The organism is Pararhodobacter zhoushanensis, assembly GCF_025949695.1.
GTDB classification, from domain to species: domain Bacteria; phylum Pseudomonadota; class Alphaproteobacteria; order Rhodobacterales; family Rhodobacteraceae; genus Pararhodobacter; species Pararhodobacter zhoushanensis_A.
Genome location: NZ_JAPDFL010000001.1, coordinates 2,042,112 through 2,067,576, shown reverse-complemented (window position 1 = coordinate 2,067,576; position 25,465 = coordinate 2,042,112). Strand labels below are relative to the sequence as shown.

The window sequence follows — 25,465 nt, the reverse complement described above, 5'->3', positions numbered from 1 at the left end:
CGATGACCGGAAAGCCCGCGCGAGCGCGATTTTACCAATTACAAGCCTGGCGCAGGGGGGAGATGGCTTGCTCAAGTCCGGTTATCGGAAAGATCATGTCGATCCGGCTATCATTGAAGGGCGTCGCGCGGAGAAACAGCTGATCGCCACCGAAAAGATCGCGCACGAATGGAATGGCTGTGTTTCCGCGCCACAGCCCTAGCGCACTGTTGTCGCTGGACTCCCGCATCGAAACTTGGCGCGCTGTGCGCTGGTCTATGCGGACATCGACCCGTCCATAGGATTGAATGTCCGCCATGAACAACCCGTTAAAGGTTACATAGGCGCTGGTGGTATTCTGCTCGCACCTGATGATCATCGTTGCTGGACCCGCCACGCCAAACATACCCGGAATTTCGGACAGCGAATTTACCGACAGAACCACGCGCCGCGAGATCGTCGAGTTCAGATCGCGTTTGGCTCACACGCCATCGGGAGGCCGGAGTTGTGGGCTGCGGTGCCGGAGCAGCCCCGGCAGGACTTGCGGCAACTGGTCCGTCTGGTGTTGCTCTTCTCGGATTGTCTGGCGGCGCGCACATTGACACCAAACCAAAGAACCCGACCGCCCCCAGAAAGGTCCACCCCAAAGCTCGCCCAAAGAATGCCAATGTGCTTCCTCCAATTCACTCACAACCAACACCTGCAAGAAACCGCAGTGCGCAATTCCGGTCAACAGCAAAGCCGACATTTTCGACTACAGCCCGTGGCCCCGTGCGACCGCGACAACTGCGCCCTGAATTCTGGCGTCCGCCTCGGAGATTGGATCTTCCGTCGGATCTCCAGATAGCAGAAATGGCGGTGCATAGCGCAAAATCCGGGTTTCCGACGTGTCACCGCTAATGACGGCCGCCAGCACAGTGTTGCCCGGTCGAGGCGGGTTGCGCATGTCGATCACCAGTACGTCGCCCGGCAATATGCCCAGCAACGGCTCGCCGGTCTTCGTCATGAACATCGCGCGATGCCGGGTCTTTGGTGCAAGATACGCGTCCAGAGTGGTCTCTTGAGACATGCTGCGGCTCGTGTAGGGCACAACCTGTTCGGCCAGCCCAGCTGGCTCAGCAGCTCCGAGCAGGTCTGAGGACTGTAACCCTGTAAGTTCCGCGATTTTTCGCAGGACATCGACGGATGCCTGCTTGCGACCATTGGCGATGTTTGAGACGTGGCTCTCTGTCACGCCAAGCGCTTCGGCAAGGCGCCGTTGGCGTCCTCGTTCGGCATTTAAGTAGAGTTTCAGGATCGTGCTCATTTGTCGGTGCGTCCCACGACCGCCGAGAACAATCCATCACCTGAAAGAAAAGCTTTTCTCTTGGTTAAGTTGCTGCTTGACGCGGAAAAGCTTTCTGTGAGAAAAGATTGGCCATGCTCAGGACACTCATCAAAGACTCCGGCGTCAGCCAGCGACAGTGGGCCCAGAACCTTGGGATCACCGAAGGGCATCTTTCGTCCATTCTGAGTGGAAACAAGAAGCCGTCCCTCGAACTGGCCGTGAAGATCGAACGCCTGACAGACAAGACCATCATGGCCGCTGACTGGTATCCCGCGATGTCCGCCGCCGGAGGGGTCGAGGCCGACGGCAGCGTTCGAGCAGCCATCGGGGATACCCCGGCAAGCACGGCGGTTTCCTGATGCCGTCCGTTCCACACCCCTACCCCCTCGATGATGCCGCGCGTCACGCAACCATGGAAGGTCTGAGCATGTCCCCCGGAAAGAGTTCCAGACGGCGGGCCCTGACCTATCGGCAGCACTTCGCCGCCGCCTGGTCGCAGTTCGTCCGCGAGAGTTTCGACAGCCCCGAGCACGCGGCGCATCTGTTCGGCGTCGACGGATCGACCGCGCGCAAATGGTGGGAGGGCAGTCATGCACCCTCGGGGTTTGCTGTTGGGTATGCGTTTTCACTGGCGCCGGATGCGGCGTCGCGTTTTCTGGGGGGTTCCGTGTAATGGGTATTCGGTTTCGCGCGACGGTCGCCGAGCTGCTGCTTGCCAACCATGTGCGCGCGTTCGGCGCGTGGTGGCAGGAACGGGCGGCGCAGCGGCTGGGAAAGTTTTCCGGGGGTTGTGCGGACCCCTTGAAAACGGATGCGGAAAGCACAGACCCTTCCGTGGAACGCAAGGCGTCGACCGACACTGTCGTTTCTGTGCCGGTGCGGGGGGTGATCTCGTGACCGCCGACTGGACCCCGATCCCGCGGCCAAGCTGTCGCGGATGCTGGCCACGCTGGACCCCAAGTCGCTGGGTCACGATCTGGTCACCATTCTGAGCGAAGGCCCCAGCGATCTGGTTGAACTGGCGCGGCGGATCTTCGGGCCGCGCGAGTTCCGCGTCTATCCTGACGTCATCGTGGCGCGCTCGTTCTCGGGGTCAAAAGCGCGGCTGGCCGACAGGCTGGGTGCGCAGGGGTTGGCGATTGTCGAGCGCCGCGCCGGGCGGGCCCAAGAGCCGCTGTCTGCCGTCTGGGCCCTGATCGACGTCGAGCCGGTGCGGCTGGGTCACGCGCCGCTGCGTCATGCGTCGCGGCGTGTCGACTGGGTTGCCGATGTGGCCGAGCCGCGCGCGGTGCTGGTGCAGGCGCTGGCCGAGCAGCTGGACGCGCTGCCTGCCGGACATCTGCTGGCGTTCCACACCGGGGTGAACCGCCCTGCCCCGGCGTTGGGCCGGGTCGCGCGTGACGTCGCCGACGCGGCGGGTTGTCAGCTGTTCAGCTGGCCCGAAGATCTGCCGCATGTCGATCCCCGCCGCTGGAGCTGGGCAATTCTCAAGCCGCTGGGCTGGTCTGCGGGCCGGGCATCAAGAACTGAGTTTCGACTTTCAGTCGGCACGCAGGAGGTGGGCGCATGAACTTCCGTCACATCGACCTGACCGGCTTCCATCCCGCCGATGCGCCCGCTGACCAGATGCTGCCGACCATGCTCTGGGCAGACGTCTCTGCGCTGACCATCGACACCCGGTATCAGCGCGCCCTTACGGCGAAGGGCCGCAACATCATTGCCCGCATTGCCCGCGGCTGGGACTGGAAGAAGTATCAGCCGATCCTCATTGCACCGGGCGATGCCGGGCAGTTTGCCGTGGTGGATGGCCAGCACCGTGCGCATGCAGCGGCCCTTTGTGGGATCACAGCGCTTCCGGCGATGATGGTGCCGATGACTCTGAGGGAGCAAGCCGCCAGCTTCGTCGCTGTGAACCGGGATAGGATTAGCCTTGATCGGCTCGCCGTCTATCGCGCGGAACTGCAGGCCGGCATGGAATGGGCGATTGCCGCCAGCAAGGCGGTTGAGGCGGGCGGCTGTCGGATCGCCACGGCGAACCCCAGCGCCGCCTTCAAAAAGCCGCGCGATATTTACGCCATCGGCCTTATCCGGCGCATGATCGAGGCTGGCGAGGGCGAGGCAATCACCGCCGGGCTGGCGGGCATTTCCAACTCCATGCAAGGCGCTCAGATTGAAGCTTACGCGGGGCCGATCCTTAGCGCATGGCTTCCAGCCATCGCCACTAACCAGCGGTTTATGCGTCTGGAATTGGCGGCAGTGTTTGACGCCATCGACTTCGCCGATCTGTACGATGACGCCATTGCCCGGTCGAGGATGGCCGGGGGAAGCGCTCGTGGCCGCGTGATTGACGTTGTGGTGGGACGCCTGCATGCCGCCCACCAAAGGGCATCCGCATGACCTATTCGCGCGACCTCCTCCCCGCGCGGATCGCCGTCACCAGGGCAGCCCGGGGCACTCACGCCCCGCGTGGTGGCGGCGCCAGTTCCCGTGCGCGGCGGGTTATCCGCGCTGCTTGCCTCCCGTCAACTTCCCCGGCGGCGTTCCACGCTGCCGGGGCCTTTTCAGCCCAGCCTGTTCTTCGCCTGCGGTCCGTCGCAGCCGTGGGACAGGGGACGTGCGCACCCCACAATGCCGCTGCGCGCACCAGCAAGGGAGACTGCCATGAAGGTCTGATCGACGCGAAGTTGCACACACAGAGGGCGGCGCTTTCGCCAATCACGCGCCGCCCGTTTTCTCAGCCGCCTTCCGAAAGGATGTGCATACTGCGCACCCCCTTTCCGAGCGCGGTGAACCGCCATGGACGGCGGGCTTACTTCACTAAGGACGCGACCCGGAAACGGGCTGCGGGATCGGTCCCCGCCGCCGCGCTCGAACAATCCCAAGCGAAAGAACCAGTCGCGATCCAGCCGGGAGAGCACCACCCGTTCCCGCGCCCGGCTGGCGGTTCGAGTAGGCCATCTGCGAGGCGGTTCGCAGACTGTTGGCGTCCGGCAGTTACGGCGTCAGAGGTGACGAACCGCAGCGGGTGGAAGCCCCGCATTCAGCCGCCTTCCGGTGGTGTGACCTGCAGCCGGGGACGCCCGGACGTGAACGGGGCGGTTAAGCCGCTGCTGGTACTGGTCACACCTCCCGAGCGCGTCCGGTTCGTTTTTGTTAACCGCACCCCATACGGTGGCCATCCCGGCCGGTGCGGGCGCGCTTGGTCCTTCACCTTTTGTGCAGCGCAGGCTGTCGGTTTTTCGAGGGCGCATCCATGACGCAAAGCGAGACTTTGGCAGCGGCGATCTATGATGAGATCAAGGCCTTTCCCGGCGGCGCGTCGTCTTCGGCGATCGCTGCGCATCTGGGCGGCGGGGTAGGATCGACCGGTGACTATCCGCACGATTACGGCGATTTCGGGCGGTGCGAGGCGTTGCTGACGGCGTTCCCTCAGCTGCGCGGGGATCTGCCCCGGATGGCAGAGGTAAACGCCTATTGGGCCGCGTTGGTGCCGCAGTGGGACCGCATCCGCGCGATCACTGACGACGAAGCGCAAACCAAGGCGATCAAGAAGATTATCGCGCCGATCGAGGCGCTGGATCCGGGCTGCTTTCAGATAGGATCTGGCGCCGCAATTCGCAGCGGCAGCGTCCGGTTTTCCCATGAAGATTTCAAGGCTGCAAAGGCCAGAAGGCAAGGCAAGCCTCCGATGAAGGAAACCGCCGAGGACGAAGCCGTGAAGCAGCACGCTTATGACGTGACCGCTGATGAGCTGCGCCAGTTTGTCGAGCGCTATGAGCATCTTGAGGCGGAAAAAGACATCACCGAGCAGCAGAAGGAAGTGATGGCCGAGGCCAAGGGCCGTGGCTATGACCCCAAATGCCTGCGCAAGATCATCGCTCTGCGCAAGCGCGAGCCGGATGATATTGCCGAGGAAGAGGCGATCATTGACCTGTATAAAGCCGCGTTGGGCATGACATGATCGCGCCCGACGCCAAGGCTTTCTGGGCCACCCTGCGCGACCACCCCGCCGTGCGCTTTGGCGTGACGGTCGAGGCGATGGCGATGGTTGCACGGGGTCAGGTGTACCTGGCGACACCCTACACCCGCCTTGCCGCGCCGACCGGGGTTTACGATCCGGCCCGGGCAGAGGACGCCGCTGCCCTTGCCGCGCAATGGCAGCGCTGGCTGGCGATGCGCGGTGTTACCGCCGTCTCGCCGATCGTGCAGTCGCAGGCCGTAACGCGGGATGTCAGGTCGTGGAAGGGCGGCGCAGCTGCGGCCTCGCTGGCGCTGGACGCCGCGTTCTGGACCCGCTGGTGTGCGCCGATGCTCGATGCGTCGAGTGCGATCTATGTCCCCTGCATCGCCGGGTGGCGCGACTCGGACGGCATCCGGCATGAAGTGGAAAGCTTCGTCGCGCGGCCCCGGCCGGTCTATGTGGCGGGCTGGCCATGAGTGCGGCTTCAGCAAAGGCCCTGTTCCGCGCCACGCGCCCGTCCCCTGTCGCCGGGGTGCCCTTGATCGCTGATCTGCCAAGGCAGGACGCGCCCGCCGACGCCCGCGATCCGCTGGATTATGACCCGACGCCGCCGGACGCGACTGCCGCCTTTCTTGGCGCGGAGATGGACGCGATCCTTGCCCACGGTCGCCGTGTCTGGGAGCCTGCCGTTGGCGCTGGCCATATCGCCCGGGTTCTGGCGCAGCACGGGTTCGAGGTCATCGGCAACGATGTGCAGGACCGGGGCTGGCCCGGTGTGATCCTGCGGAGCTTCTTTGCAGTGCACGAGGCGCTGGCACCGATCCAGATCACCAACCCGCCTTACGGCCAGATCAGCGCCCGCGACGGGCATGGCCGCTGGCTGACCCACGCTCTGGCGCTGCAGCCGGGCTATCTGGCCATGCTGCTGAACGCCGACTGGCCGGCGGCGCGGATCAACGGGTTCGACGCGCTGTTCGCCAAGCATCCGCCCAGCGTTGAATATCTGTGCTGCTGGAAGATCGACTTTCGCGGCGGCGGATCGCCGCCCCAGCGCAACAGCTGGTTTGTCTGGGACACCAACCGCCCTGCGCCTGGCCCGAATACGTGGCTGCGCAAGCGGCTGTATCGCGATGCGCCGGATGCACGGCAGGGGGTGCTGGTGTGACCCAAAGCAGCACCCCGGCGACAATGAGCGCCAAGCCGCATTTACAGCCAGTCGGGACCGACGATGTGTTCCGTTACCCGATACCGCTTGGCGTCCGGCTGGAATCGCACGGCTGGTTCCAGTTCCACCACGCGTGGTGGCGCACGTCTGATTTCCGCAGGGATGCTGACCGCGACGTGCGCGGCGTGTTCCTCGATTTGCTCTGCGCGTCGCAGGATGAAGATCCCGTTGGCACGCTGCCGGTCAGCGATAGCGATCTGGCGTGGGTCGCGCGTATCAGCCTGGACGAGTGGATGCGCTTGATGGCCCGGCCGATTACGCCGCTCTATGGCTGGACGCGTTGCATCGTCAGCGACGGGCGCGTGCGGCTTTATCATCCCAAGCTGCTGACCGTCACAAAATCGGCAGCACAGTCAAAGGTCGACGCCGAGCAGAGGCGTGCCGATGACCGCGAGCGAAAGCGTCTGAAAGACCTGCCAGAGCGCATTCTGCGCGCGGGCGGGTCACGCCGCATGTCGGAAGATCAGTCCTATGTGGTCCGGCTGGATCAGGTGCTTTGCGAAACCTTGGAGCCCGGCACATCGCGCACCGTTTTGCGGGTCAAGCAGGCAATGGAGGCACTGGATCTGGCATCTATGGGCCGCTGAGGGGCTGCGTCAAAACATTCCGAAAACCTTCCGCCGGAAAGTTTCTGGAACGTTTTCGGAAAGAAACCGACCAAACGGGCACATTTGCCCGTTTTTGCGGCCCGAAAACCTTCCGGACTGAAAGGAGAAGAGAAGGAAATGAAAAACTTAGGAAACAACGGCAACCGGTTGCATGTGGATAAGTCCGGCAGGGCTGAGAAAGGGGCGAAGATGGAAACGACAGAGACCAATCGGGACCGGGTGCGCAGGCTGCTGTTCGAGCCGCTGGGGTTCAGGCACCCAAAGAAGGTGGCAGAGGCGGCGGGCGTCGCGATGCTGAACGCCGTGGCGGATGAGCTGTCCTATATGAGCGACGACAATCTTGCCGTGCTGGCGCGCATGATGCGGGTGCATGGCGAAGGATCGTCGCGGGACTTCTGGCCTGCCCGCGCGGCCTTCATCAGCTTCGCGCATCTGTGCCAGCCCCTGCCCCTCGAAGCTGACACCAAGCTGCTCAGCTGGTTCGCCTCGCGCGAGGGCGACCAGATGGTGCAGGACGGCACGCTGGTCGAGACCTGGCGCTATTTCGAGGTCAAGCGCGTGCCCCCGGCAACGCCGCAAGCGCGGTCGCTGGTGTTGGACCGGGCGCGCGACGCGGCCCGGCGCATTGCCATCGTCCATGAACGCCGGGATTGCGGCCTGGGCGTTGATCCGGCTGAGGCCGAATTCGTGCGCCGGTATGAGGCCGATCAGGCGCGGATGATGACACTGTTGCGCGACGTGCGCGCGGCGAAGGCAGAGGCGGTGCAGGGATGATGATGGCAAGAGCATTTGACGGGCGCGGTGCCGTGGCTGTGGGCGATGTGGTCAGCACCTCGGGCCCTGCACCCTTGTTCCAGCCCGGCCCGGCGCAATGGTACGCCCTGCGGGTGGCAGCACAGCGCGAAAGCTTCGTTGAACGCTGGCTGTCCCTGCGGGGCGTGATGGGGTTCCATCCGGTCCTGACCCGCACGGTGGTGCGCCACGGGCGCAAGCTTCAGCAGGCCAAGCGCTACCTGCCCGGTTACGTCTTCGCACGGTTCCCGGGGTATCCTGTGGTGCATGCCATCCGCACCCTGCCCCATGTTCTGGGCGCGCTGACGGTGCAGGATGGTAACTGGGCCTGCATCAAGCCCGAGGATCTGCGCGCGCTCTATGACATGCGGCAGGTCGATGCGAAGATTGAGGATGCCGAGGCAGCAGCAGCGGCACGGCGCAAGGCAGCGCGTGCTCTGCGTGCCGGCGGTGGTGCGCTGTTTCGCGCGGGCCCGATGGCCGGAACGCGCTGCGAGGTTATCGAGATCGCAGGATCCGGCGATGTGCGGGTTCGTCTGCGCCTCTTTGGGGCCGAGCATCTGGTCTCGACACGGGCAGAAGATCTGATCTCGATCCGCAAGGCCAGTTGACAGACGGGCCAAGACGTCGCTAGTGTCCCTTCCCATAGCCTTATGGCTGCGCAACCCACCCTCTCGGGCATCGGACGCAGTCGGTTGGGCGGCGAGGGTTCGTTCAAACGCGAGGCCCACCACGCCTGAATAGCGCCTAGCGGAAACGCCGGGCGCTTTTGCGTTTCAGGGTATGGCTAAGGGCATGCCCAGTATGCCACCCACATTTCGTGCCCCGCACCAGCCTGACCGTGCTGAGCGTGCCAAGGCTACCGACAAAGATCGAGGATCTGCGCGCGAGCGTGGCTATTCCACCCGGTGGGACAAGGCGAGCAAAACATATCTCGCCCGCAACGTTCTGTGCCTTGCCTGCTTGGCAAGCGGACGTGATGAGGCATCGCGAGTGACCGACCACATCATCCCACACAAGGGTGATCAGTCGCTGTTCTGGTCTGTGACAAACTGGCAGCCCTGCTGCAGATGGCATCACGATGTGGTCAAGCAAAAGCTCGAAGCTCTCTATGCGGCGGGCCGCATCGCTAAGGCAGATCTAAACCTGACCAGCACCAGGGCTTTGAGCTTGGCTGCGTCACTTCGAGGCATCGACTAGGGAGGGGGTGGGTAAATCCCTGCAACCCTTAACGACCGGGACCGGCGGGTAAGAAAGTAAAAATTCGCGCAGGTTTTGGCAGAACTTTTTTGTTGGGCTCAATCAAGGGGGCGATCGATGGCTGGTGGACGGCGGGGTCCGGCGCCGGAACCTGCGGCGGTCAAGAAGGCCAAAGGGAATTCCGGGCGCAGACCGAATAAATCAGAGCCTATCGAGGCCGAAGCAGCTGCAGCAGTTGCTGCGATCGACGGGGCAACCGGGGAGATTCAGCCCCCGGATTGGGTGAACCCCGAAGGTCGCGTGATCTGGTCTGAGATCGCCCCGCGCCTCGCTGCGATGAAGATCCTGCAGTCGATCGATGCGCACACCTTTGGCCGTTACTGCCAGGACTTCGGGCGCTGGGTCCAGCTGCAGCGCGTGCTCGACAACGAAGGAACGACCTACGAAAGTGAAAGCCCGCATGGAAAGTACACGCGCGGTCACCCGGCATTCATGCAAGCCGATCGGCTGAATCGTTCGTTGATCTCGATGGAAGCTGACTTCGCTCTGAATCCAGCCGCGCGTCAAAGGCTCTTTGCCGCGCGGGCGCAGGCAGCCGCGTCGCCGGATCTGTTCAACCCGAGCTCGCCGCGCAGTGCGGCCGAAGGTCAGTCAGAAAAGTCATCACCGATCGGGCTACTGAATTGAGATGACGCTACCGAAACGGCCAAAAGGCGTTGGCTCGGGAGCGCAGTATGACCGGACGCGCGGCCTTTGGGTGTCGGGATCATATTGGTTCGATGAGAAAGCAGCTGACGCAGCAGTTGATTTCTTCCCCCGCTACCTTCGCCTGACTTCTGGCGAATGGGCGGGGCGGCCATTTGTTCTTGAGGACTGGCAGGCTGACGACATCGTGCGCCCTCTGTTCGGCTGGAAGCGGCCAGACGGGACGCGCCGCTATCGTCGCTGCTATATCTGGGTGCCGCGCAAGAACGGCAAGACAGAGCTCGCTGCGGGCATAGCGCTGCTCATGCTGCTCGGCGATGGCGAGGAAGGCGGCGAGGTCTACTCGATTGCGGCTGATGGTGATCAGGCTGCGATCGTGTTCAACAAGGCGACGGCGATGGTCGGGAAGTCCGAGGCGCTGTCGAATGAGCTTACGTGCCTGAAAACTGCGATCTACTGCGGTGCGCTGAATGCATCGTTCAAGCCGCTATCCGGGTCCGGCAAAGGCAAGCACGGCAAGGCCGCCAGTGGGCTGATCGGTGATGAGATCCACGAGTGGCCGAGCGGCGAGCTCTACCAGTTCATGCACGATTCGGAGGGCAATCGCCGCCAACCTTTGGAGTTCCTGATCTCGACCGCAGGGAAAAAGGGCGGTTACGGCTCTGAGGTCTACGACGAATGCGAGAAGATCTGCGACGGGGTGCTCGATGACCCTGAGACGCTAGTTGTCATCTACGCCGCCGACCCGGACCATGACGACTGGACGCAGGAAAGCACCTGGTACAAGGCAAATCCAAATTTGGGCGTGTCAAAAAAGCTAGAAACAATGCGCTCCGACGCGCGCCGTGCCATGCAATCGCCTCGGCTGGAAAACAGCTTCAAGGCCTACCACCTCAACATCTGGTCGGAACAGGCTGTGCGTTGGCTACCAATCGACATGGCAGACGACACAGGCCGGCGCTTTGGGTGGAAATACTGCGCTGGCCCTCACGGCTGGCAAGACCTTGAGACGCTTTTGATCGGCAAACGGTGCTTTTCGGGGATCGATTTGTCGTCGATCAACGACCTTACGGCCCTGCTGCACTGGTTTCCGGTGCAAGATGGCCTCCAAACTCCGGCCGTCGTAGCAAGGTTTTTCAAGCCAGAGGATCTGATCGGCGAGCATAGCAAGCGTGACAAGCTGCCCTATGACAGGTGGGTCGGCGCCGGGGCGATCATCGCGACGCCAGGCAACGTGGTTGATTATGCGTTTTTGAAGAAGACGCTCTTTGACGACGCCGAGCGTTTCGAGATCCAGAATATCGGCGTTGACCGGTACAACGCCACACAGACCACGATCGAGATCGCTCAAGAGGGGCTGCCGATCGAGTATTTTCAGCAAGGGTTCATCTCGATGTCGCCGCCATCCAAAGAATTGGAACGGCTGGTGATGTCGAATGCACTGCACCACGGCGGTCACCCGGTTCTCGATCGACACGCAAAGGTGGTTGCGGTCGAGACTGACCCGGCCGGAAACATCAAACCGACGAAAGCCAAGTCGGCGCAACGCATCGACGGCATCGTTGCCCTGGTGAACGCCATCGGCGTGGCATCGCGTGACCAGGGCGACGCCGGAAAACTGACCAGCGAACGAATTCTTGAAAGAGGTGGCCTGCTATGACCGAATCCGATGAGACGCCGCGCCGCGCAGTCTGGATTGATCGCCGGGATGTCGTCGGTTTGGTCGGTGTCGGGTTGCTGGGCTATGGTGCAGGCCTGATCCTGCCCGCGGCTGGCTTTCTGGTATCCGGTGCCGTCTTTACGGCGGTTGCTGTGTTCGGGGTTCGCGGCTGATGGGCTTTCTCTCGTCTCTGACAGCGCGTTCAGCCCCGGAACAGCGCAGCACAGTGAACCCCAAGCACCCGCGCGATCCCGTTCTTGCGCAGATGTTCGGCGGTGGCGACGCCGTTTCGGTGACGCCGGACTCAGCGATGCGCGTCACGGCGGTCTATGCGTGCATTTCACTGATCGCCGAGACGCTGGCGGCTCTGCCGCTGCACGTCTACCGCAAGAAAACCGACCCGCAAACCGGCCGGGAGTCTCGCGAAAAGGTCGCTGATCACCCGCTCTACCGTCTGCTGCACGAGATGCCAGTCGCGGGGATGACTTCTTTTGAGTGGCGCGAGATGATCCTGTCCCATACCGCACTGCGCGGCGACGGATTTGCCCGGATCATCACCGATCGCGGCGGCCAGATTGCCGAACTGCCGCCGATCTTGCCCGATCATATTCAGCCTTTCCGCGATCGGCGCGGCCGGCTGCTCTATCGTTGGTGGGAGGATGGCCGAGGCCCGACGCGGATCCTGTTTGATGAGGAAGTGCTGCGCATCCCTCACAAGATGATGGATGGCGTCACCAGTCTGTCGCCAATCGCGACACACCGTCAGACCATCGGCAACGCACTCGCGGCAGGCCAGTTCCTGCGGTCGTTCTATGCCAATTCGGCACAGCCCAAGGGCGCGCTGATGTCCGATCAGCCGTTGACAGATGAGGCGGCCAAGGCTCTGCGCAAGAGTTGGGAGGAGCGTCACCAGGGACCGGAGAATGCCGGGCGCGTCGCGATTTTTGACGGTGGTCTGAAATGGGAAAGCATCGGCATGACCATGGATGACGCACAATACATCGAGCTGCAGAAGTTCAGCATCGGCGACATCGCCCGGATCTACCTGGTTCCACCGCACAAGATCGGAGAGATGGGCGCCGCAACCTTTGGTAACATCGAACATCAGGCGATCGAGTTCGTTGTCGACACGATCCTGCGCTGGGTGCGCCGGGTCGAAAGCCGGTACAACGCCTATTTGCTGACGCCATCCGACCGGGCGGCCGGGCTTTATGCTGCCTTCGACATGAAGGGCCTGCTGCGCGGCGATGCGACTGCGCGGGGGAACTTCTATCGCGCCCTGTTCTATATCGGCGCGATCAGCCCCAACGAGATCCGCCGTGCCGAGGATATGAACCCTTATGCGGGCGGCGAGGGCTACTACGTGCAGGGCGCCACTGTGCCTATCGCAGCGATCGACGCGGCCACCGGCGCCGCACCCGGATCCGTTGATGCTGCCCTTCAAGCCAAGGTCGAGCAGATCGTCAACGATGCGCTGGCCGGCGCCCAAACGACCCCTGAAACGCCACCATCGAAAAAGGTTCAGCCATGACTTTCCCGAAAGAGACCCAAGGCACGCCGGTCGCTGAGCGCCGCTTTTTTGCGTGCCCGGATATCGAGGTGCGCGCTGCCGGAGACGCCGGGCCCACGGTGCTGATCGGCTACGCGGCGCTGTTTGATGAGCTGTCCGACGATCTGGGCGGGTTTCGTGAGAAGATCGCGGCGGGCGCCTTCGCGAAGGCTGTCGGCGGCGATGTTCGCGCGCTGTTCAACCATGATCCCAACCTGATCCTTGGGCGCACTCGCTCGAAAACTCTGGTGCTGGCCGAGGATAATCGCGGTTTGCGGTGTGAGATCACCCTGCCCAACACCTCGATCGCCCGCGATCTGGCCGAGTCGATCCGTCTTGGTGACGTCGACCAGATGTCATTCGGTTTCCGCACCAAGGCCGACAAATGGGAGGACATCAACGGCAAGCTCACGCGCACGCTGCTTGAGGTCGAGCTGTTCGATGTCTCGCCTGTGACCTTCCCGGCCTACCCGCAGACCGAAATTGCCAAGCGTTCGCTGGCGAGCTGGCAGGCTGACCAGCTGCCGCCTGTGCCCGATTACGCGATCGAACGTCGGCGGCTGGAACTGCTCGCCCTCTGACCACCCCGAAATTCTGCAACGACCAATCCCCCCGCACGCGGGTTCTTAGGGGGTGGCATGGTGCCGCCCTTCGTCAAGGCAAAAGGATCTTTGACATGACGCTCACCGAAATGCGCCAGAAGCGCAAAAAGCTGATCGAGGATGCCCGCGCGCTTCTGAACGCGGCTGACACCGAAAAGCGCTCGCTCACCGGCGAGGAACAGACGGCTTACGACAAGCTGTTCAACGAGGCCGATGAGCTGCGCACGCGGATCGACCGTGAAGAGCGCCAGCTGCAGGCCGAACGCGAACTGGCCGAGAACCTTGAGCACGACGAAGAGCGCAACGCGCAGGGTGGTGGTGATCGTGGGGCGGGGCGCGGTCGCACCGATGCGGTCATGGAATCCTTCCGCAGCTTCTTGACCGGCGGCTCTGCCGAAGCGTCGCGCGAGTTCCGCGACCTTTCGGCGGGTGTGAACGTCGAAGGCGGTTTTCTGGTCACGCCGGAAACCTTTGTCAACCAGCTGATCCAGGCGCTGGACAACAGCGTGGTGATCCGCGGCCTGGCCAATGTCATCCCGATGCCGAACTCGGCATCGATCGGCCTGCCGAGCCTTGACAATGACATTGACGATGCGGACTGGACCACCGAGCTTTCCACCGGGTCGAATGATACCTCGATGGGCTTTGGCAAGCGCGAGATGCGGCCGCACCCGCTGGCCAAGCGCATCAAGGTCTCGCAACAACTGCTGCGCACCTCTGCTCTGCCGGCCGAGGCGCTGGTGCGCCAGCGTCTGGTGTACAAGTTCGGAATTTCGCAGGAAAAGGCTTATCTGATCGGCAATGGCAACAAGCGCCCGCTGGGTCTGTTTGTCGCGTCGAACGATGGTGTCCCGACCTCGCGCGATGTTTCGGCTGACAATGCCGCGACCTATCCCACCACCGATGGCCTGATCAATGCCAAATACAGCCTGAAATCGGGCTACCAGATGCGGTCCAACTGGCTTTTCCACCGCGACGTGGTCAAGGAAATCGCCAAGCTCAAGGACGGCAACGGTCAGTATATCTGGCGTGAGAGTGTGCGGGATGGTGAGCCCGATCGCCTGCTGGGCCGGCCGGTCATCATGTCGGAATACGCACCCAACACGCTGACCTCCGGTCAATACGTTGGCCTGCTGGGCGACTTCAGCCAATACTGGATCCTGGACTCGCTGCAGCTGACGATCCAGCGCCTGAATGAACTCTACGCCGAAACCAATCAGGTCGGGTTCATCGGTCGCTATGAAGGCGACGGAGCCCCGGTGCTTGCCGAGGCCTTTGCCCGCGTCAAACTGGGCTAAACCCCGCCCGCTGCGATTGGCACGGGCCGCGCGGGCCCGTGCCATTTCCAAACGATCCCAACATGAGGTGAGGCCATGAGCCCGACTCTGATGAATACCACCCGCATCGTGTGGGCCGCGGTAGCGGTCGCTGCCGGTGCTTCCATCGACAACGATTCCGCGATTATCGACATGGCCGGTTATGAGGGCGTGATCTTCTTGACCACGGTCGAGGATTCCGTCGCCACCGGTGTCGCGGCGATGACTGTTGAACAGAACTCGGCGAACTCGGGTTCGGGCATGGCCTCTCTGGCTGATGCCGTCGCGACGCTGACCTGCGCCACGAATGACGACATCAACGGCAAGGTGCTGGCTGTCGATGTCTACCGCCCTCGTGAGCGGTATTTGCGCGTCAACCGTACCTCGGCGACGGCAAACATCGCCTTTGGCGCGGTGATCGCGATCCTGTACGGCCCGCGCAAAGTGCCGATCGATGGCTCTGCCGATGGTGATCTGGTCTCGGTCACCTCGCCCGCCGCAGCTTAAGGCCTGACGGTCACAACCAGCCAAGGGATCTGACAAATGGACGTGAAGATGCACAGCATCATGGCGGGGCCCGATGGCTGCGCCGACGCGGGACAGGTGGTTTCATTGTCGCCCGCCGCCGCCGAGAGCCTGATCAAAGGCGGTTTCGCGAGTATGGCAAAGCTGCCTGCACGCGAGACCGCCATGATCGACCCGCGCGACATTCAACAGCGCGAGCGCGAGGCTGCCGCCCAGCAGGCCAAAGATGAGTTGGCGCGCAAGAGCGCCGACGCTGTTCGCGCTGCGCTCGATCGGCTCGATCCGGGCGATGATGAGGATTGGACCGCTGGCGGCAAGCCCGCGATGCACCGCGTCAAGGAACTGACCGGCAGCGCCACCCTCACGCGTGCCGAACTTGATGGGCTCTTTCCCGATTTCGTGCGGCCTGATGACACGGACATCAAGATCAAGGTCGATCCGGCTGCGGTGCTGCCGACCGACACCGCAGCCCCGGCCAAAAGTGGCCCGCGCACCAATCGCGCCTGATCACCCAGCGAAAGACGGATCCAATGAGCTATCAACACTCGACGCTTATCACTGCACCGGTTGCAGCGCTGATTTCGTCGGAGGCTGCGCAACGTTGGGTCCGTCGCGGCGATGATGCAGACGATCTCGAAGACACCAATTTGTTGCTCGCGTCCGCGATGTCGCATCTCGACGGGATCGACGGCATCCTGCGTCGCGCCCTGATCACCCAGACGTGGCAGGACACATGGTCCGCTTTCCCCACCGGGGAACGCTTGCCGCTTGCTTTGGCGCCGGTTGCCTCGATCGCGTCGATCACTTACGTCGACGACAGTAGCGTTGAGCAGACGCTCGCCAGCAGCACCTACCGTCTGCACAAGGATTTCTCAGGGGCATTTCTGAGGCTCGATCCAGAATCGTCGTGGCCCAGCACTGCTGACCGCGACGACGCCGTGCAGATTACCTATGTTGCCGGCTATGGCGACGCTGCTGCGGATGTGCCTGCCGAGATACGGCTTGCGGTGCAGGAACTGATTGAACAGTGGGATGGTCTGAGTGAGGCAAGCACGCCAGAGGTGCTTCCGGCCAAAATCATGACAAAGCTGCGGCGGTTTATCCGCCCCCATTTTTGACTATGGCGATGATCGGCAGACCCCGCGCGTTGCTCGATCGTCGCGTGCAATTCCGGCGCGCGACGTTGGTGACGACCGGTTTCGGGTCGGACTGGAAGTGGAACGAGGTGGCCCCGGATGCGGACAATATCGGCTTGTTGGTCTGGGCTCAGAAGACGCCAATCAGCGACGGTGAACGCTGGCGCGCGGGCGAGGCCGCCGCGCATGTGACGACGCGTTTCGTTGTGCGCTGGTCGCTATTTTCGTCTGGGATCACGCCCAAGGACCGGCTCGTTGAGTCAGGCCAGGTCTACGACATTCACGGGATCAAGGAATTGGCGGGGACGCGCCGTCAGTGGCTGGAAATCACCGCGAGCGCGAGGACCGATCAATGAGCGTGACTGTTCGCCTTGAGGGATTTGCGGAGCTGGAGCGTGAGCTTGAGCGCTTGGGCCGCGAGGCAACCCAGAAGGCGAGCTTGCGGCGTGCATTGAAAACCTCAGCCGAGCCGATGGCGGCGATCGCTCGCTCGCTGGCCCCGAATGACCCTGCGACCGGTGCGCCTGATCTGGCCAATTCGATCGCGGTCAGCACTAAATTGAGCAAGCGCCAGCGGTCACAGCATCGCCGGATGTTCCGGGATGACCGGGCGTCGGTCGAGATGTTCGTGGGCCCCGGCCCCGACCCGGCGGCTTGGAACCAAGAGTTCGGCAACATCAATCACCGCGCTCAGCCCTTCATGCGGCCTGCGTGGGATCAGGACAAGGATGCGATGCTGGACCGCCTGAAGCGTGAGATATGGAATGACATCCAACGCACCGTGGCGAGAGCAGCGCGACGCGCTGCCGCGCAAGCTGCAAGGGGGTCGTGATGACACAGGTTTTCTTGAAAGTTCACTACCCGCTTTGGCGTCTGCGGGCCGCCAGGCTGGTCATCCACGCCCTTGGCGCCATCGAATGGCTGTTTCCGGGTTCGATAAACTGTGATCGCTGGACAGAGGGTCTGTCCTCGTTCGTTGCGCGCGGCGTGAAGATCAAGGTCGAATGATGGAAGAGGATCTTCGCGCCCTTCTGACCGGATCGGCAGATGTGATTGCTATCGCGCCGATCGCGCGCATCAACTGGGGTGCGCATCCGCAAGGGATGCCGCTGCCCGGGGTTATTCTGACGGTTGTCGATAATGCCGAAGGGCTGGTGATGAACGGGCCGAATGGACTGTTCGAGGGGCGCGTGCAGATCGATTGCTACGCGGAAACCCTTGATCAGGCCAAGGCGTTGGCGCGTGCCATTCGCCCGGTGTTGCATGGGTATCGGGATACCAACTTTCGGCTGGTGACGCATGTTGCCACCCGGGATAGCCGCGAAGGCGGCGCGAACGAACCTGACCGGCCGCACCGTGTCAGCATGGATTTCACCACTGCATGGAGGGCATGAGATGCCGCAAACTGCATTCGCGGGCGATATCGCCTATGACTGGGAGCTTTGGATTGGTCGCACGGTCGCGGAGACCACCACATGGACCCAGATCCTCGGGTTCGAGGCCCTGCCCTTTCCTGACCAGACCCCGGAAGATGTGGACGTGACGCATATGCAGTCACCGGGCCGGACGCGGGAAACCATCCCGGGCCTGCTGCCGGTGGCGGACTGGTCGCAGGAAAAGCAGCTGTGGCCTGGCAGTGCTGGCGACACTCTGCTGGACACGCTTGCGGGGCTTACTGAGGCTGGCACCAAGGAGGACGTCCTGTTCGAGTTCAATCTCGACCCCGCCGGCACGTCGATCCGGCGCACTTATCGGGGGTATGTGAACAACTATATCCCCACCGGCACCGTGGGCGACAAGGCCATGGGCGCGCTGTCTGCCAAGATCATGGAGCGGCAGGCCTCCAACACCAGAACGATCGCGTGAGGTTGAAGCATGACTGATCCCCGAGGGTCGATGAAAGTGCAGCTGGGCGAAAAAACGTACAAGCTTCACATGGGCATGTCGTCGATCGCTGATCTGCAAGAAAAGCATGGACAGGATGCCTTGGAAAAGCTGGAGCCTCCGGTTGGCGCTGGCAAAAGCTGGGTGCCCAACATGCGGATCGTCACCGATGTGGTGCTGATCGCGCTTCAGCGGCACCATGAGGATGAGGCCGACAAGTATCTTGTCGATGACTTGATCGCGGCGAACCCGAATCTGTTCACGGACTTGATGACAGCCATGAACCCTGAGCAGAAGGCGGCACCCTCGGGAAACGGGAAACGGCCGAAGGCAGCGGCCTAGAAATTCCCGGCCTCTTGAAAGACTACATCGCGGCGGGCGGATGTCCGGCGCGGTTCTGGGATCTGACCCCACGCCTGTTCGTCCTTGAGATGGAAGGCATGGTCGCGCGCCAGCAGCGCGAACAAGCGATGGTCTGGTGGGGCGCGACCATGCCCCGGATGAAAAAGCCGCCAAGTTTCGAGGAATTTACCGGCATCAAGCCGCGGCGCGGGCAGAACCTCGCGGCGTGCATTGCTGCCTGGGATCGGATCGACCGGGCGCTGATGCGGAATAAGAAAGGATAGAGCGATGTCCTCTAGCGTTGTCGGTGCCCTGCGGGTCAATCTTGGTCTGGACGCGGCCCAATTCACTACCGGTGCGCGTCAGGCCCAGTCCACCATGCAGCAGCTCGGCCGGAGGATGCAGCAAATCGGCGCGGCGGTCAGTGTGATCGGTGCTGGCATCGCTCTGGCCGTGCGCGGTCAGATCAGCGCCATGGACGATCTGGTCAAAACGGCTGACAGGATCGGGATCCCGGTTGAGGCTCTGTCGCAGCTGCAGCACGCGGCGGAGCTGTCGGGTGTCGAGATGGGCACGCTTCAGGGGGCAATCGCCCGCATGTCGCGCGGTATGGTCGAGAACGCCTCTGATTTCACTGATGTCGGGATTGCGGTCAGGGATTCTGCGGGGGCGATGCGCCCTACGGTCGATGTCCTGCAAGACGTCGCCGATCGGCTGGCGCGCATGCCGGAGGGGGCCGAGCGAACAGCGCTTGCGATCCAGCTCTTGGGCCGATCTGGCGCAGAACTGATGCCGTTGTTGCGTGGCGGATCCGCCGGGCTGAGTGCGCTGATGGATGAGGCCGATGCTCTCGGTCTGACGCTTTCTGAGAATACCGCCCGCGCGGCTGAACTGTTTGGAGACAACCTGACGCGCTTGCATCGTGTCGTCACCGGCATTTCGCGGCAGATTACGGCGGCGCTTCTGCCGGCGCTGACCTTCATTACCAGCGCTGCGGTAGAGTTTTCTGTCGGTTTCGCCCGCCTTTCACCCACGATGCAGACTTTTGGCGCGACACTTGCGGCGATCACTGTGGTCGCCGGGCCCCTGTTGATCATCCTGGGCACGATCCTGCGAACTACCGCCATGATCGCATCGCCGGTTCTCTTGGGTGTCGCGGCTTTTGCAGCGCTGACCGCAGGAGTGTCGGCCTTTGGTCCACAGGTTTTGAGTGCGGTAGCTGCTGCCAGCGATGCTGTCGGCGGCTTCCAGGGCTATATCATCGCGGCGTCTGCTGCGGTGACCGCCTATTTCATCCCGGCAATTGCCCGCGCCGCTGTCGGGCTTGTCGCCGCGTATGTCCCCGCGATCTGGGGAGCCATAGCGGCAACCGGCACCTGGGTCGCATCACTGATCACCCTGCGTGGCGCACTGCTGGCAACCGGCATCGGGGCCTTCATCGTCGGCGCTGGTTTTGCCATCAACGCTTTGCTGACCTTGCGCGAGCGAACCGGAAGCTGGGGGGAGGCATTGTCGCTTCTGGGCGACGTCGCTCGCGGCGTCTGGGCTGGCATCGTGATTAGCGCATCAAGCATTCCCACTGGGCTCAGAGCAGTTTGGGCGGGCGTCGAGGCGGGATTCCACACTTTGGTCGGCAGCCTTTCTGGTATCTGGGCAGGCTTCCTTCGGAACATGGTCGGCAGCCTCGGTGGCGTCAGCACGCCCTTCGGCGACGTCAATTTTGCCGAGATTCTTGGGTTGGACGAAGCAATCGGAAGCCGCGCAGACGAGTTTGCGAGACTTCAGTCCGAATTGGCAGGCACCGCCCGCGACCGTGGTCAGCAATACAGAACCGATGCCGTTCAGCAAATTACTCAAGGCTTTGACCACGCCCGCGAGGCGCTGGCAGCCCTGCGGGCAACAATGGCCGACGCCGGGATCGAAACGACCGACACAGCGGCTGCGCTGGCGGCAATCAATCAAGCGCTGGCAGAGACGCCTGGTGCTGCCTCGGGCGCGGCGGCCGGTGTCGATGCCGTCAGCAAGGCGACCGAAGACGCGCAGTCTCGCATCCAGAGCCTTGCTGGGAACATGAGCCGATTTTTCATACAAGTGGTGCAGGGCGGTGATTCCGCCCGTCAGGCTATCAGTCAACTGCTGAGCCGGGCGGCGGAGATGATGTTGAACAACGCACTGATGTCGTTGCTGGGCAGCACGACGGCCGGAAAGACCGGAGGTGGCATTTTCGGAAGCCTGCTGAACGTCTTGTTCAACGCCAACGGGAACGTCTTCAGCGGCAGCCCTTCGCTGTCTGCCTATAGCGGTCAGGTGGTCAGCCGACCGACCATGTTCGCATTTGCCAAAGGCGCGGGCGTGATGGGCGAAGCGGGACCGGAAGCCATCCTTCCGTTGCGTCGCGGTAGTGATGGAAAGCTTGGCGTTGCGTCCGGCGGCGACGGCGGTGCCAGTCACATCGGAATCGGCTTTGACCCAAGCATGCACGCCTTTGTCGCAACGATCTATGACGACACGGGCCGGATGGTGAAGCGCGCGGTTCAGGATGCAAGGCCTGGTATCGTCCGCGATTCGGTTACCGCTACGCATAAAAGCTTCGGTGAGGTGCGCCCGGCATGACGGTGATCTACGCCTTTCCGCCGCTCAAATACACCGCGACGCTGATCGACGACGAACTGCCGTCGCGGTCGTCGCGCGGTGTGTTCAGCGGACAGGACTATGTGTCGTCGTCGGGTCCGCGCCGCCGGATCATTCGCGTCACAGCGTCATCGCTGTCGGGAAACCGCGACGGGGCGGGCATGAGCGCAAGCCTCAATCGCCTATTGGACGGCGGGGTCAATCTGGTGCGCATGGCGTGCCCATCGATCAACTGGTGCCATGAAGCGCGCCCGCTGGCCTCGGCTCCTTTGACCTGGACAACCGAGGGTGACCCGCTCGAATGGACGGATGGCGGCGATTCGCTCTTGTGGTTCACCGGCCCTGCCCTGGCGGCGACAGTCACCACGTTGAACGGCTTTGACGCTTTGGCGCTTTCGGGCTTGACCCCGGGGGCGCTGGTCTGCCGCGCCTATGATGTGATCAGGGTATACGTCGAGGGCGAAGACGGCGGCGCATCGCGAGCCGTCAAGACGGTGTTTGCGGATGCGTCGGGCGATGCGGTGATCCCGCTGTTCGATGCGCTGCCTGCCGGGATTGTCAGCGTGGGCGACACCGAGACAGCGGTTTTCCGGGTCACCAGCCGGTCGCCTTCAGACCAGCCGGTCAGCGGCAACTGGATGTATTCCTGGGCGCTGCGCGAGGTGTTGCCGGGTGAGTATCCCGAAGATGCCACCGAGGTTGACCCATGGGCCTGACGCGCGACATCGATGATGATCTGCTCGCGGCCATCTCGGCGGGCGGCTTCCAACCTGTGACGCTGGTTTTCGTGGACTGGCCGGATGATCCCGTGCGGGTTCATTCCGGGTCCGGGACGATCAGCTGGGGTGGGCACGACTGGATCGGCCTGCATGAAATGAATGCCGGAACGGTCACCCTGCCCGATGAGGCGGCATCGCTGGCGATGGTCGAGGGTACGGCAACGGCGGGCGGTGATCCTGACCTGATCGATGAAATCCTTGGCGACGCCGAAGCAGCGCGCGGTCGGACGGTCCAGGTATGGTTCGGCGCGACGACCGAGCGGGCCGGTTCGGTGCTGATCGGACAGCCGATGCTGTGCTTCACTGGCGGCATCGGCACGGTGAGCGATGAGGACACCGCCGACGGCGACATTGATATGGTCCGGCTGGTGAGCCTGCAGATCACCAGCGGCCCGTCGCAGCGCTCGCGCGCCGCGACGCATCACAGCTGGGATGACCAACGGCGCACCGACCCTGACGACACGGCAGGGCGGTGGGTATCGGGGGCAATCGGAAATCTCGTGGCATCGCTGCCGAAATGGTGACGCACGATGCGGCTATGGACGCGGTTCTGGACGTGATGTCCGGGCCGTGGGTCTGGGGGGTGTCGGACTGCTGCACGGCGGCGTGCGACGTGTTCCAGCGCCTGCACGGCATTGACGCGATGGCACCGCTGCGGGGCCGGTACAGCACCGAAGCTGGGGCCTATGCGCTGATCCGTGATGCGGGGGCTGGCGGCGGCTTTTCATGGGGCTGGCTTCTGAATCGAACCTCAAGCCCGGTATCGGCTTGCCGGGGGAAATTGGCCTCATTCGTGCGGGTGGGCGGCGGGCGCTCGCCATATCGGTCGGGGGCGACATGTGGGCATCCCGCATCGATGGCGGTTTTGCGACGTTCAAGAAAGTGATCCTGTCATGCCAGATCTGATCATCAAGGCCCTTGTGGTCTGGGGGGTGAACGCAACGCTTGCATCAGCGCTGGTCAATCTTGGGATATCGGTCGTTCTTTCGGCCGCGTCGCAGCTGCTGCAGAAGAAAAGCCAAGGCTCTGACCTGTCACGCGAGCTTGCGACGCCTGACAGCCTGCCGCCGTACCGCGTGGCCTATGGCCGCAATGGCCGGATCCAAGGATCGCCAGCGCCATATTGGGTGGTCAAGGACGGTATTCTCTATGGCTGTATCATCCTGAACAGCCGCCCCAGCGCGGGCACGAACTTCGCGCTGTTCCTTGATCGTCGCCCGGTCGGCCTGACCGGCAATCCCTACGATTTCGGCGGGCATTCGACGGGCACCGCCACCGTGCTAGAGGGCAACACCACCGTCGATGTCATGCATGGGCTCGCCTCGGCTCCGATTGGCGACGGCATGGCCGCATGGACCGACGACGGGCCGGTGACCATTGCGACGGTCGGCTCGACCGACCTTCGGGTCACGCTGGATGCGCCTGCGCCGGTGGGTGGCACGGTCGTGACCTGGCGCGCGGTCAAGGGAACCATCGGCGGTGTTGCGATCAACTATCCCTTCGCCAGTCATGTGAACGTCTGGTTCGGGCGCGGGGATCAGACGCACCCACCGGCGGCCATTCTTGAAGAAGTCGGCGATCTGCGCGGCATCAACCCGGAAAAGTTCTGGGCAACGGACCGCTGGTCGGGTCGGACGGTTCTGTGGGTGCGCTTCGTCGCGGGTGACATTGAAGAACGCAACACCCGCTGGCCGTCCTCGCCGCCTATGCTCGAGGTTCAGGCGGATTGGACAAAGGTCTGGAACCCGCTCGATCTGACGCAGGACGCGGATGATCCCGAGACATGGAAGGTCAGCGACAATCAGGCGCTCTGCCTGCTGGACGCGCTGCGCTTCAACCCGATCGCGCGCTATCCGTTGGCCCAGATCGCCCTGCAGAACTTCACCGATGCGGCAGTCATCGCGGATGAGCTGGTGCCCCTGAAATCAGGCGGGGCCGAGCGGCGCTATCGCGTCGGCGGGCTGATTGCCTATAGCGACGGTTCAGAATTGTCTGATGTCCTTAAGCCGCTGGAAAGTGCCGGCGCGGGCACATTGTTCCGATCTGGCGGTCAGATTGGCTATTCCCCGGGGGCGTGGGAAGCGCCCGAGGTGACGCTGAGCGAATGCCTGCGGGACCAGCCGGTGATCTTCCGGCGCACGCGATCGACGCGTGATCTGCCCGGGGCGGTCAAGGCGGTTCACCCCGACCCCTCCGCTGGATGGGAAAGCACCGAAGAGCCGCCCTACCCTGTGTCGGCGAACTGGGACGGCGATGACGACCGGATCACGGCGATCGATCTTGGCTTGGTTTTTTCGAGCCCGCAGGCGCAGCGCATCCAGAAGATTGTCGCGGAGCGGATGAAGCTGCAGCGCCAGCTGTCGGCGCTGTTCCCGCCGAGCGCCCTCAAGGCGCAGGCTGGTGGCCGGGTGGCGGTGTCACTGCTGGGCCGCCCGACAGATGCCCGCAATGGCACCTATCGCGTGACCCGCTCGCATCCGGCGCAGTGGCTCGAAAGCGGCGGCGGTGTCGCGCTGCAGCTGCCGCTGGATCTCGAAGAGGATGCCGAAGCGGTCTATGCGTGGAACGCGGCAACCGATGAAGCGGAGCGGCTGGACCAATCGACAGTTCCCTCCGACCCTACCGTCCGGCAGACCAGCTGGGTGTCGGCATCGGTCGATGGCTCGACGATCTTTCTGACCTGCTCGGTCCCGGGCGACTACGTTTACGAAGAGCCGATCACGACCTTCTATCCGCGCATCGATTCAATCGAGGCCCGGTTTCGTCGCAATCAAGAGCCGTTCTGGCTGCCCATGGCAAACTTCTCTTTCGAGGCCTCAGACGACCTGATCGCAGAGGGTGGCTTGGGCGCGACTATTTCCGGGTCCAGCTATGACTTTGGGATCCGCTGCCGGGTTGATGATCGTGTCAGCGCTTGGGTGCCTCTCTACGCGGTGCAGGTCGGGTTCTCTCTTGGGATGCCCACGGGGGTTTCCCTGACGGCTGGTGCAGGCTCGATCGAGATTGACGCAACGGCCCCGTCCGAAAGCGCCTGCGCGGCGCTGCAGATCTGGGTCGGCACCAGCGCCGATCAAGAGCTTGCCATCTTCTATGCCGAGATCACCTGCGATCCCTCGGACCCGGTGAACACCACCGTCACCGGGCTTCCTGCTGGCGTGCTGCACCACGTCTTTGTCCGCGCCGTCACCGAAAACACCGCCGTCGGCCATTGGGCCGCGACCGTCACTGCTACCCCCACATAAAC

At 63.1% G+C, this 25,465-nt stretch carries 34 protein-coding genes and 1 pseudogene; 33 read left to right on the top strand and 2 right to left on the bottom strand.

Features of this window, described 5'->3' with window-relative positions:
- Positions 1-31: 31 nt before the first annotated feature.
- Together OKW52_RS10310 and OKW52_RS10305 are read right to left on the bottom strand one after the other, a co-directional pair.
- The gene (locus OKW52_RS10310) at positions 32-424 is read right to left on the bottom strand and encodes a type VI secretion protein (protein ID WP_264505623.1); all 393 of its coding nucleotides are present in this window, start codon (positions 422-424) and stop codon (positions 32-34) included.
- Positions 425-733: 309 nt separating this feature from the next.
- Positions 734-1,285 carry a helix-turn-helix domain-containing protein gene (locus OKW52_RS10305; RefSeq protein WP_264505622.1) on the bottom strand — a complete coding sequence of 184 codons (552 nt, stop codon included), beginning with the start codon at positions 1,283-1,285 and terminating at the stop codon, positions 734-736.
- Between the two features lie 113 nt (positions 1,286-1,398).
- On the opposite strand from OKW52_RS10305, the gene OKW52_RS10300 reads away from it, so the two are divergent.
- The 33 genes and pseudogenes from OKW52_RS10300 (at position 1,399) to OKW52_RS10145 (ending at position 25,463) form a co-directional block, all read left to right on the top strand.
- On the top strand, positions 1,399-1,665 hold the full coding sequence (locus tag OKW52_RS10300; protein ID WP_264505621.1) for a helix-turn-helix domain-containing protein: 267 nt from the start codon (positions 1,399-1,401) through the stop codon (positions 1,663-1,665).
- Between the two features lie 68 nt (positions 1,666-1,733).
- Positions 1,734-1,979, top strand: a complete 246-nt coding sequence (locus tag OKW52_RS10295; RefSeq protein WP_264505620.1) for a hypothetical protein — start codon at positions 1,734-1,736, stop codon at positions 1,977-1,979.
- Complete coding sequence (locus OKW52_RS10290; RefSeq protein WP_264505619.1) at positions 1,979-2,203, top strand: hypothetical protein; 225 nt, start codon at positions 1,979-1,981, stop codon at positions 2,201-2,203. The genes OKW52_RS10295 and OKW52_RS10290 overlap by 1 nt, the downstream gene beginning before the upstream one ends.
- Before the next feature lie 40 nt (positions 2,204-2,243).
- Positions 2,244-2,876 carry a hypothetical protein gene (locus tag OKW52_RS10285; RefSeq protein WP_264505618.1) on the top strand — a complete coding sequence of 211 codons (633 nt, stop codon included), beginning with the start codon at positions 2,244-2,246 and terminating at the stop codon, positions 2,874-2,876.
- Complete coding sequence (locus OKW52_RS10280) at positions 2,873-3,703, top strand: ParB/RepB/Spo0J family partition protein (protein WP_264505617.1); 831 nt, start codon at positions 2,873-2,875, stop codon at positions 3,701-3,703. The genes OKW52_RS10285 and OKW52_RS10280 overlap by 4 nt, the downstream gene beginning before the upstream one ends.
- Positions 3,704-4,994: 1,291 nt before the next feature.
- Positions 4,995-5,267 carry a DUF2312 domain-containing protein gene (locus tag OKW52_RS10275; protein WP_264507688.1) on the top strand — a complete coding sequence of 91 codons (273 nt, stop codon included), beginning with the start codon at positions 4,995-4,997 and terminating at the stop codon, positions 5,265-5,267.
- A complete protein-coding gene (locus OKW52_RS10270) occupies positions 5,264-5,743 on the top strand; it encodes a DUF1937 family protein (RefSeq protein ID WP_264505616.1) in 480 nt (159 codons plus the stop codon). The genes OKW52_RS10275 and OKW52_RS10270 overlap by 4 nt, the downstream gene beginning before the upstream one ends.
- Positions 5,740-6,432, top strand: a complete 693-nt coding sequence (locus OKW52_RS10265) for a hypothetical protein (RefSeq protein ID WP_264505615.1) — start codon at positions 5,740-5,742, stop codon at positions 6,430-6,432. The genes OKW52_RS10270 and OKW52_RS10265 overlap by 4 nt, the downstream gene beginning before the upstream one ends.
- A gap of 23 nt (positions 6,433-6,455) precedes the next feature.
- Complete coding sequence (locus tag OKW52_RS10260) at positions 6,456-7,079, top strand: hypothetical protein (RefSeq protein ID WP_264505614.1); 624 nt, start codon at positions 6,456-6,458, stop codon at positions 7,077-7,079.
- Positions 7,080-7,289: 210 nt separating this feature from the next.
- Positions 7,290-7,874 (top strand): hypothetical protein, encoded by a 585-nt coding sequence (locus OKW52_RS10255; protein WP_264505613.1) that lies wholly within the window; start codon positions 7,290-7,292, stop codon positions 7,872-7,874.
- Between the two features lie 2 nt (positions 7,875-7,876).
- On the top strand, positions 7,877-8,503 hold the full coding sequence (locus OKW52_RS10250) for a transcription termination/antitermination NusG family protein (protein ID WP_264505612.1): 627 nt from the start codon (positions 7,877-7,879) through the stop codon (positions 8,501-8,503).
- Positions 8,504-9,209: 706 nt separating this feature from the next.
- Complete coding sequence (locus OKW52_RS10245) at positions 9,210-9,779, top strand: phage terminase small subunit P27 family (protein WP_264505611.1); 570 nt, start codon at positions 9,210-9,212, stop codon at positions 9,777-9,779.
- 1 nt (position 9,780) lies between these two features.
- Positions 9,781-11,457 (top strand): terminase large subunit, encoded by a 1,677-nt coding sequence (locus OKW52_RS10240; RefSeq protein WP_264505610.1) that lies wholly within the window; start codon positions 9,781-9,783, stop codon positions 11,455-11,457.
- Positions 11,454-11,630, top strand: a complete 177-nt coding sequence (locus tag OKW52_RS10235; protein ID WP_264505609.1) for a hypothetical protein — start codon at positions 11,454-11,456, stop codon at positions 11,628-11,630. The genes OKW52_RS10240 and OKW52_RS10235 overlap by 4 nt, the downstream gene beginning before the upstream one ends.
- Positions 11,630-12,988, top strand: coding sequence for a phage portal protein (locus tag OKW52_RS10230; RefSeq protein WP_264505608.1), 1,359 nt, complete (start codon positions 11,630-11,632; stop codon positions 12,986-12,988). Before OKW52_RS10235 ends, OKW52_RS10230 begins: the two co-directional genes overlap by 1 nt.
- Positions 12,985-13,587 carry an HK97 family phage prohead protease gene (locus tag OKW52_RS10225; RefSeq protein ID WP_264505607.1) on the top strand — a complete coding sequence of 201 codons (603 nt, stop codon included), beginning with the start codon at positions 12,985-12,987 and terminating at the stop codon, positions 13,585-13,587. The genes OKW52_RS10230 and OKW52_RS10225 overlap by 4 nt, the downstream gene beginning before the upstream one ends.
- Positions 13,588-13,682: 95 nt before the next feature.
- Positions 13,683-14,906: a phage major capsid protein gene (locus OKW52_RS10220; protein ID WP_264505606.1), complete on the top strand. Its 1,224-nt coding sequence runs from the start codon at positions 13,683-13,685 to the stop codon at positions 14,904-14,906.
- Positions 14,907-14,981: 75 nt separating this feature from the next.
- Positions 14,982-15,431, top strand: a complete 450-nt coding sequence (locus OKW52_RS10215; RefSeq protein ID WP_264505605.1) for a hypothetical protein — start codon at positions 14,982-14,984, stop codon at positions 15,429-15,431.
- Between the two features lie 36 nt (positions 15,432-15,467).
- Positions 15,468-15,956 carry a hypothetical protein gene (locus OKW52_RS10210; protein ID WP_264505604.1) on the top strand — a complete coding sequence of 163 codons (489 nt, stop codon included), beginning with the start codon at positions 15,468-15,470 and terminating at the stop codon, positions 15,954-15,956.
- Between the two features lie 23 nt (positions 15,957-15,979).
- Positions 15,980-16,567: a head-tail connector protein gene (locus OKW52_RS10205; RefSeq protein WP_264505603.1), complete on the top strand. Its 588-nt coding sequence runs from the start codon at positions 15,980-15,982 to the stop codon at positions 16,565-16,567.
- An 8-nt stretch (positions 16,568-16,575) separates the two neighbouring features.
- A complete protein-coding gene (locus tag OKW52_RS10200; RefSeq protein ID WP_264505602.1) occupies positions 16,576-16,941 on the top strand; it encodes a head-tail adaptor protein in 366 nt (121 codons plus the stop codon).
- Positions 16,938-17,417 carry an HK97-gp10 family putative phage morphogenesis protein gene (locus tag OKW52_RS10195; RefSeq protein WP_264505601.1) on the top strand — a complete coding sequence of 160 codons (480 nt, stop codon included), beginning with the start codon at positions 16,938-16,940 and terminating at the stop codon, positions 17,415-17,417. Before OKW52_RS10200 ends, OKW52_RS10195 begins: the two co-directional genes overlap by 4 nt.
- Positions 17,417-17,593 (top strand): hypothetical protein, encoded by a 177-nt coding sequence (locus OKW52_RS10190; RefSeq protein WP_264505600.1) that lies wholly within the window; start codon positions 17,417-17,419, stop codon positions 17,591-17,593. Before OKW52_RS10195 ends, OKW52_RS10190 begins: the two co-directional genes overlap by 1 nt.
- The gene (locus tag OKW52_RS10185) at positions 17,590-17,979 is read left to right on the top strand and encodes a DUF3168 domain-containing protein (protein WP_264505599.1); all 390 of its coding nucleotides are present in this window, start codon (positions 17,590-17,592) and stop codon (positions 17,977-17,979) included. The genes OKW52_RS10190 and OKW52_RS10185 overlap by 4 nt, the downstream gene beginning before the upstream one ends.
- Before the next feature lies 1 nt (position 17,980).
- Positions 17,981-18,451, top strand: a complete 471-nt coding sequence (locus OKW52_RS10180; protein ID WP_264505598.1) for a phage tail protein — start codon at positions 17,981-17,983, stop codon at positions 18,449-18,451.
- 30 nt (positions 18,452-18,481) lie between these two features.
- Complete coding sequence (locus tag OKW52_RS10175; protein WP_264505597.1) at positions 18,482-18,811, top strand: hypothetical protein; 330 nt, start codon at positions 18,482-18,484, stop codon at positions 18,809-18,811.
- A gap of 14 nt (positions 18,812-18,825) precedes the next feature.
- On the top strand, positions 18,826-19,095 hold the full coding sequence (locus tag OKW52_RS10170) for a hypothetical protein (protein ID WP_264505596.1): 270 nt from the start codon (positions 18,826-18,828) through the stop codon (positions 19,093-19,095).
- Between the two features lie 4 nt (positions 19,096-19,099).
- A complete protein-coding gene (locus OKW52_RS10165; protein WP_264505595.1) occupies positions 19,100-21,424 on the top strand; it encodes a hypothetical protein in 2,325 nt (774 codons plus the stop codon).
- A complete protein-coding gene (locus OKW52_RS10160) occupies positions 21,421-22,158 on the top strand; it encodes a hypothetical protein (RefSeq protein WP_264505594.1) in 738 nt (245 codons plus the stop codon). The genes OKW52_RS10165 and OKW52_RS10160 overlap by 4 nt, the downstream gene beginning before the upstream one ends.
- Entirely contained in the window at positions 22,149-22,745 is a 597-nt protein-coding gene (locus tag OKW52_RS10155; protein WP_264505593.1) for a hypothetical protein, read from the top strand. The genes OKW52_RS10160 and OKW52_RS10155 overlap by 10 nt, the downstream gene beginning before the upstream one ends.
- Positions 22,739-22,954: pseudogene (locus tag OKW52_RS23285) on the top strand (DUF6950 family protein); the annotation flags it as partial. The gene OKW52_RS10155 and the pseudogene OKW52_RS23285, both read left to right, overlap by 7 nt.
- Positions 22,948-23,127 (top strand): hypothetical protein, encoded by a 180-nt coding sequence (locus OKW52_RS10150; protein ID WP_264505592.1) that lies wholly within the window; start codon positions 22,948-22,950, stop codon positions 23,125-23,127. The pseudogene OKW52_RS23285 and the gene OKW52_RS10150, both read left to right, overlap by 7 nt.
- Positions 23,115-25,463 carry a phage tail protein gene (locus OKW52_RS10145; protein ID WP_264505591.1) on the top strand — a complete coding sequence of 783 codons (2,349 nt, stop codon included), beginning with the start codon at positions 23,115-23,117 and terminating at the stop codon, positions 25,461-25,463. The genes OKW52_RS10150 and OKW52_RS10145 overlap by 13 nt, the downstream gene beginning before the upstream one ends.
- The last annotated feature ends 2 nt before the right edge of the window (positions 25,464-25,465 follow it).

Coding starts and splice junctions, on each gene's coding strand:
- OKW52_RS10275 (WP_264507688.1), top strand. CDS start 4,995: ATGAAGGAAACCGCCGAGGACGAAGCCGTGAAGCAGCACGCTTATGAC.
- OKW52_RS10210 (WP_264505604.1), top strand. CDS start 15,468: ATGGACGTGAAGATGCACAGCATCATGGCGGGGCCCGATGGCTGCGCC.
- OKW52_RS10195 (WP_264505601.1), top strand. CDS start 16,938: ATGAGCGTGACTGTTCGCCTTGAGGGATTTGCGGAGCTGGAGCGTGAG.
- OKW52_RS10255 (WP_264505613.1), top strand. CDS start 7,290: ATGGAAACGACAGAGACCAATCGGGACCGGGTGCGCAGGCTGCTGTTC.
- OKW52_RS10250 (WP_264505612.1), top strand. CDS start 7,877: ATGGCAAGAGCATTTGACGGGCGCGGTGCCGTGGCTGTGGGCGATGTG.
- OKW52_RS10225 (WP_264505607.1), top strand. CDS start 12,985: ATGACTTTCCCGAAAGAGACCCAAGGCACGCCGGTCGCTGAGCGCCGC.
- OKW52_RS10290 (WP_264505619.1), top strand. CDS start 1,979: ATGGGTATTCGGTTTCGCGCGACGGTCGCCGAGCTGCTGCTTGCCAAC.
- OKW52_RS10270 (WP_264505616.1), top strand. CDS start 5,264: ATGATCGCGCCCGACGCCAAGGCTTTCTGGGCCACCCTGCGCGACCAC.
- OKW52_RS10180 (WP_264505598.1), top strand. CDS start 17,981: ATGCCGCAAACTGCATTCGCGGGCGATATCGCCTATGACTGGGAGCTT.
- OKW52_RS10165 (WP_264505595.1), top strand. CDS start 19,100: ATGTCCTCTAGCGTTGTCGGTGCCCTGCGGGTCAATCTTGGTCTGGAC.
- OKW52_RS10145 (WP_264505591.1), top strand. CDS start 23,115: ATGCCAGATCTGATCATCAAGGCCCTTGTGGTCTGGGGGGTGAACGCA.
- OKW52_RS10240 (WP_264505610.1), top strand. CDS start 9,781: ATGACGCTACCGAAACGGCCAAAAGGCGTTGGCTCGGGAGCGCAGTAT.
- OKW52_RS10215 (WP_264505605.1), top strand. CDS start 14,982: ATGAGCCCGACTCTGATGAATACCACCCGCATCGTGTGGGCCGCGGTA.
- OKW52_RS10235 (WP_264505609.1), top strand. CDS start 11,454: ATGACCGAATCCGATGAGACGCCGCGCCGCGCAGTCTGGATTGATCGC.
- OKW52_RS10230 (WP_264505608.1), top strand. CDS start 11,630: ATGGGCTTTCTCTCGTCTCTGACAGCGCGTTCAGCCCCGGAACAGCGC.
- OKW52_RS10220 (WP_264505606.1), top strand. CDS start 13,683: ATGACGCTCACCGAAATGCGCCAGAAGCGCAAAAAGCTGATCGAGGAT.
- OKW52_RS10280 (WP_264505617.1), top strand. CDS start 2,873: ATGAACTTCCGTCACATCGACCTGACCGGCTTCCATCCCGCCGATGCG.
- OKW52_RS10265 (WP_264505615.1), top strand. CDS start 5,740: ATGAGTGCGGCTTCAGCAAAGGCCCTGTTCCGCGCCACGCGCCCGTCC.
- OKW52_RS10150 (WP_264505592.1), top strand. CDS start 22,948: ATGGGGCTGGCTTCTGAATCGAACCTCAAGCCCGGTATCGGCTTGCCG.
- OKW52_RS10245 (WP_264505611.1), top strand. CDS start 9,210: ATGGCTGGTGGACGGCGGGGTCCGGCGCCGGAACCTGCGGCGGTCAAG.
- OKW52_RS10260 (WP_264505614.1), top strand. CDS start 6,456: ATGAGCGCCAAGCCGCATTTACAGCCAGTCGGGACCGACGATGTGTTC.
- OKW52_RS10200 (WP_264505602.1), top strand. CDS start 16,576: ATGATCGGCAGACCCCGCGCGTTGCTCGATCGTCGCGTGCAATTCCGG.
- OKW52_RS10295 (WP_264505620.1), top strand. CDS start 1,734: ATGTCCCCCGGAAAGAGTTCCAGACGGCGGGCCCTGACCTATCGGCAG.
- OKW52_RS10175 (WP_264505597.1), top strand. CDS start 18,482: ATGAAAGTGCAGCTGGGCGAAAAAACGTACAAGCTTCACATGGGCATG.
- OKW52_RS10300 (WP_264505621.1), top strand. CDS start 1,399: ATGCTCAGGACACTCATCAAAGACTCCGGCGTCAGCCAGCGACAGTGG.
- OKW52_RS10190 (WP_264505600.1), top strand. CDS start 17,417: ATGACACAGGTTTTCTTGAAAGTTCACTACCCGCTTTGGCGTCTGCGG.
- OKW52_RS10205 (WP_264505603.1), top strand. CDS start 15,980: ATGAGCTATCAACACTCGACGCTTATCACTGCACCGGTTGCAGCGCTG.
- OKW52_RS10285 (WP_264505618.1), top strand. CDS start 2,244: ATGCTGGCCACGCTGGACCCCAAGTCGCTGGGTCACGATCTGGTCACC.
- OKW52_RS10160 (WP_264505594.1), top strand. CDS start 21,421: ATGACGGTGATCTACGCCTTTCCGCCGCTCAAATACACCGCGACGCTG.
- OKW52_RS10305 (WP_264505622.1), bottom strand. CDS start 1,285: ATGAGCACGATCCTGAAACTCTACTTAAATGCCGAACGAGGACGCCAA.
- OKW52_RS10185 (WP_264505599.1), top strand. CDS start 17,590: ATGATGGAAGAGGATCTTCGCGCCCTTCTGACCGGATCGGCAGATGTG.
- OKW52_RS10155 (WP_264505593.1), top strand. CDS start 22,149: ATGGGCCTGACGCGCGACATCGATGATGATCTGCTCGCGGCCATCTCG.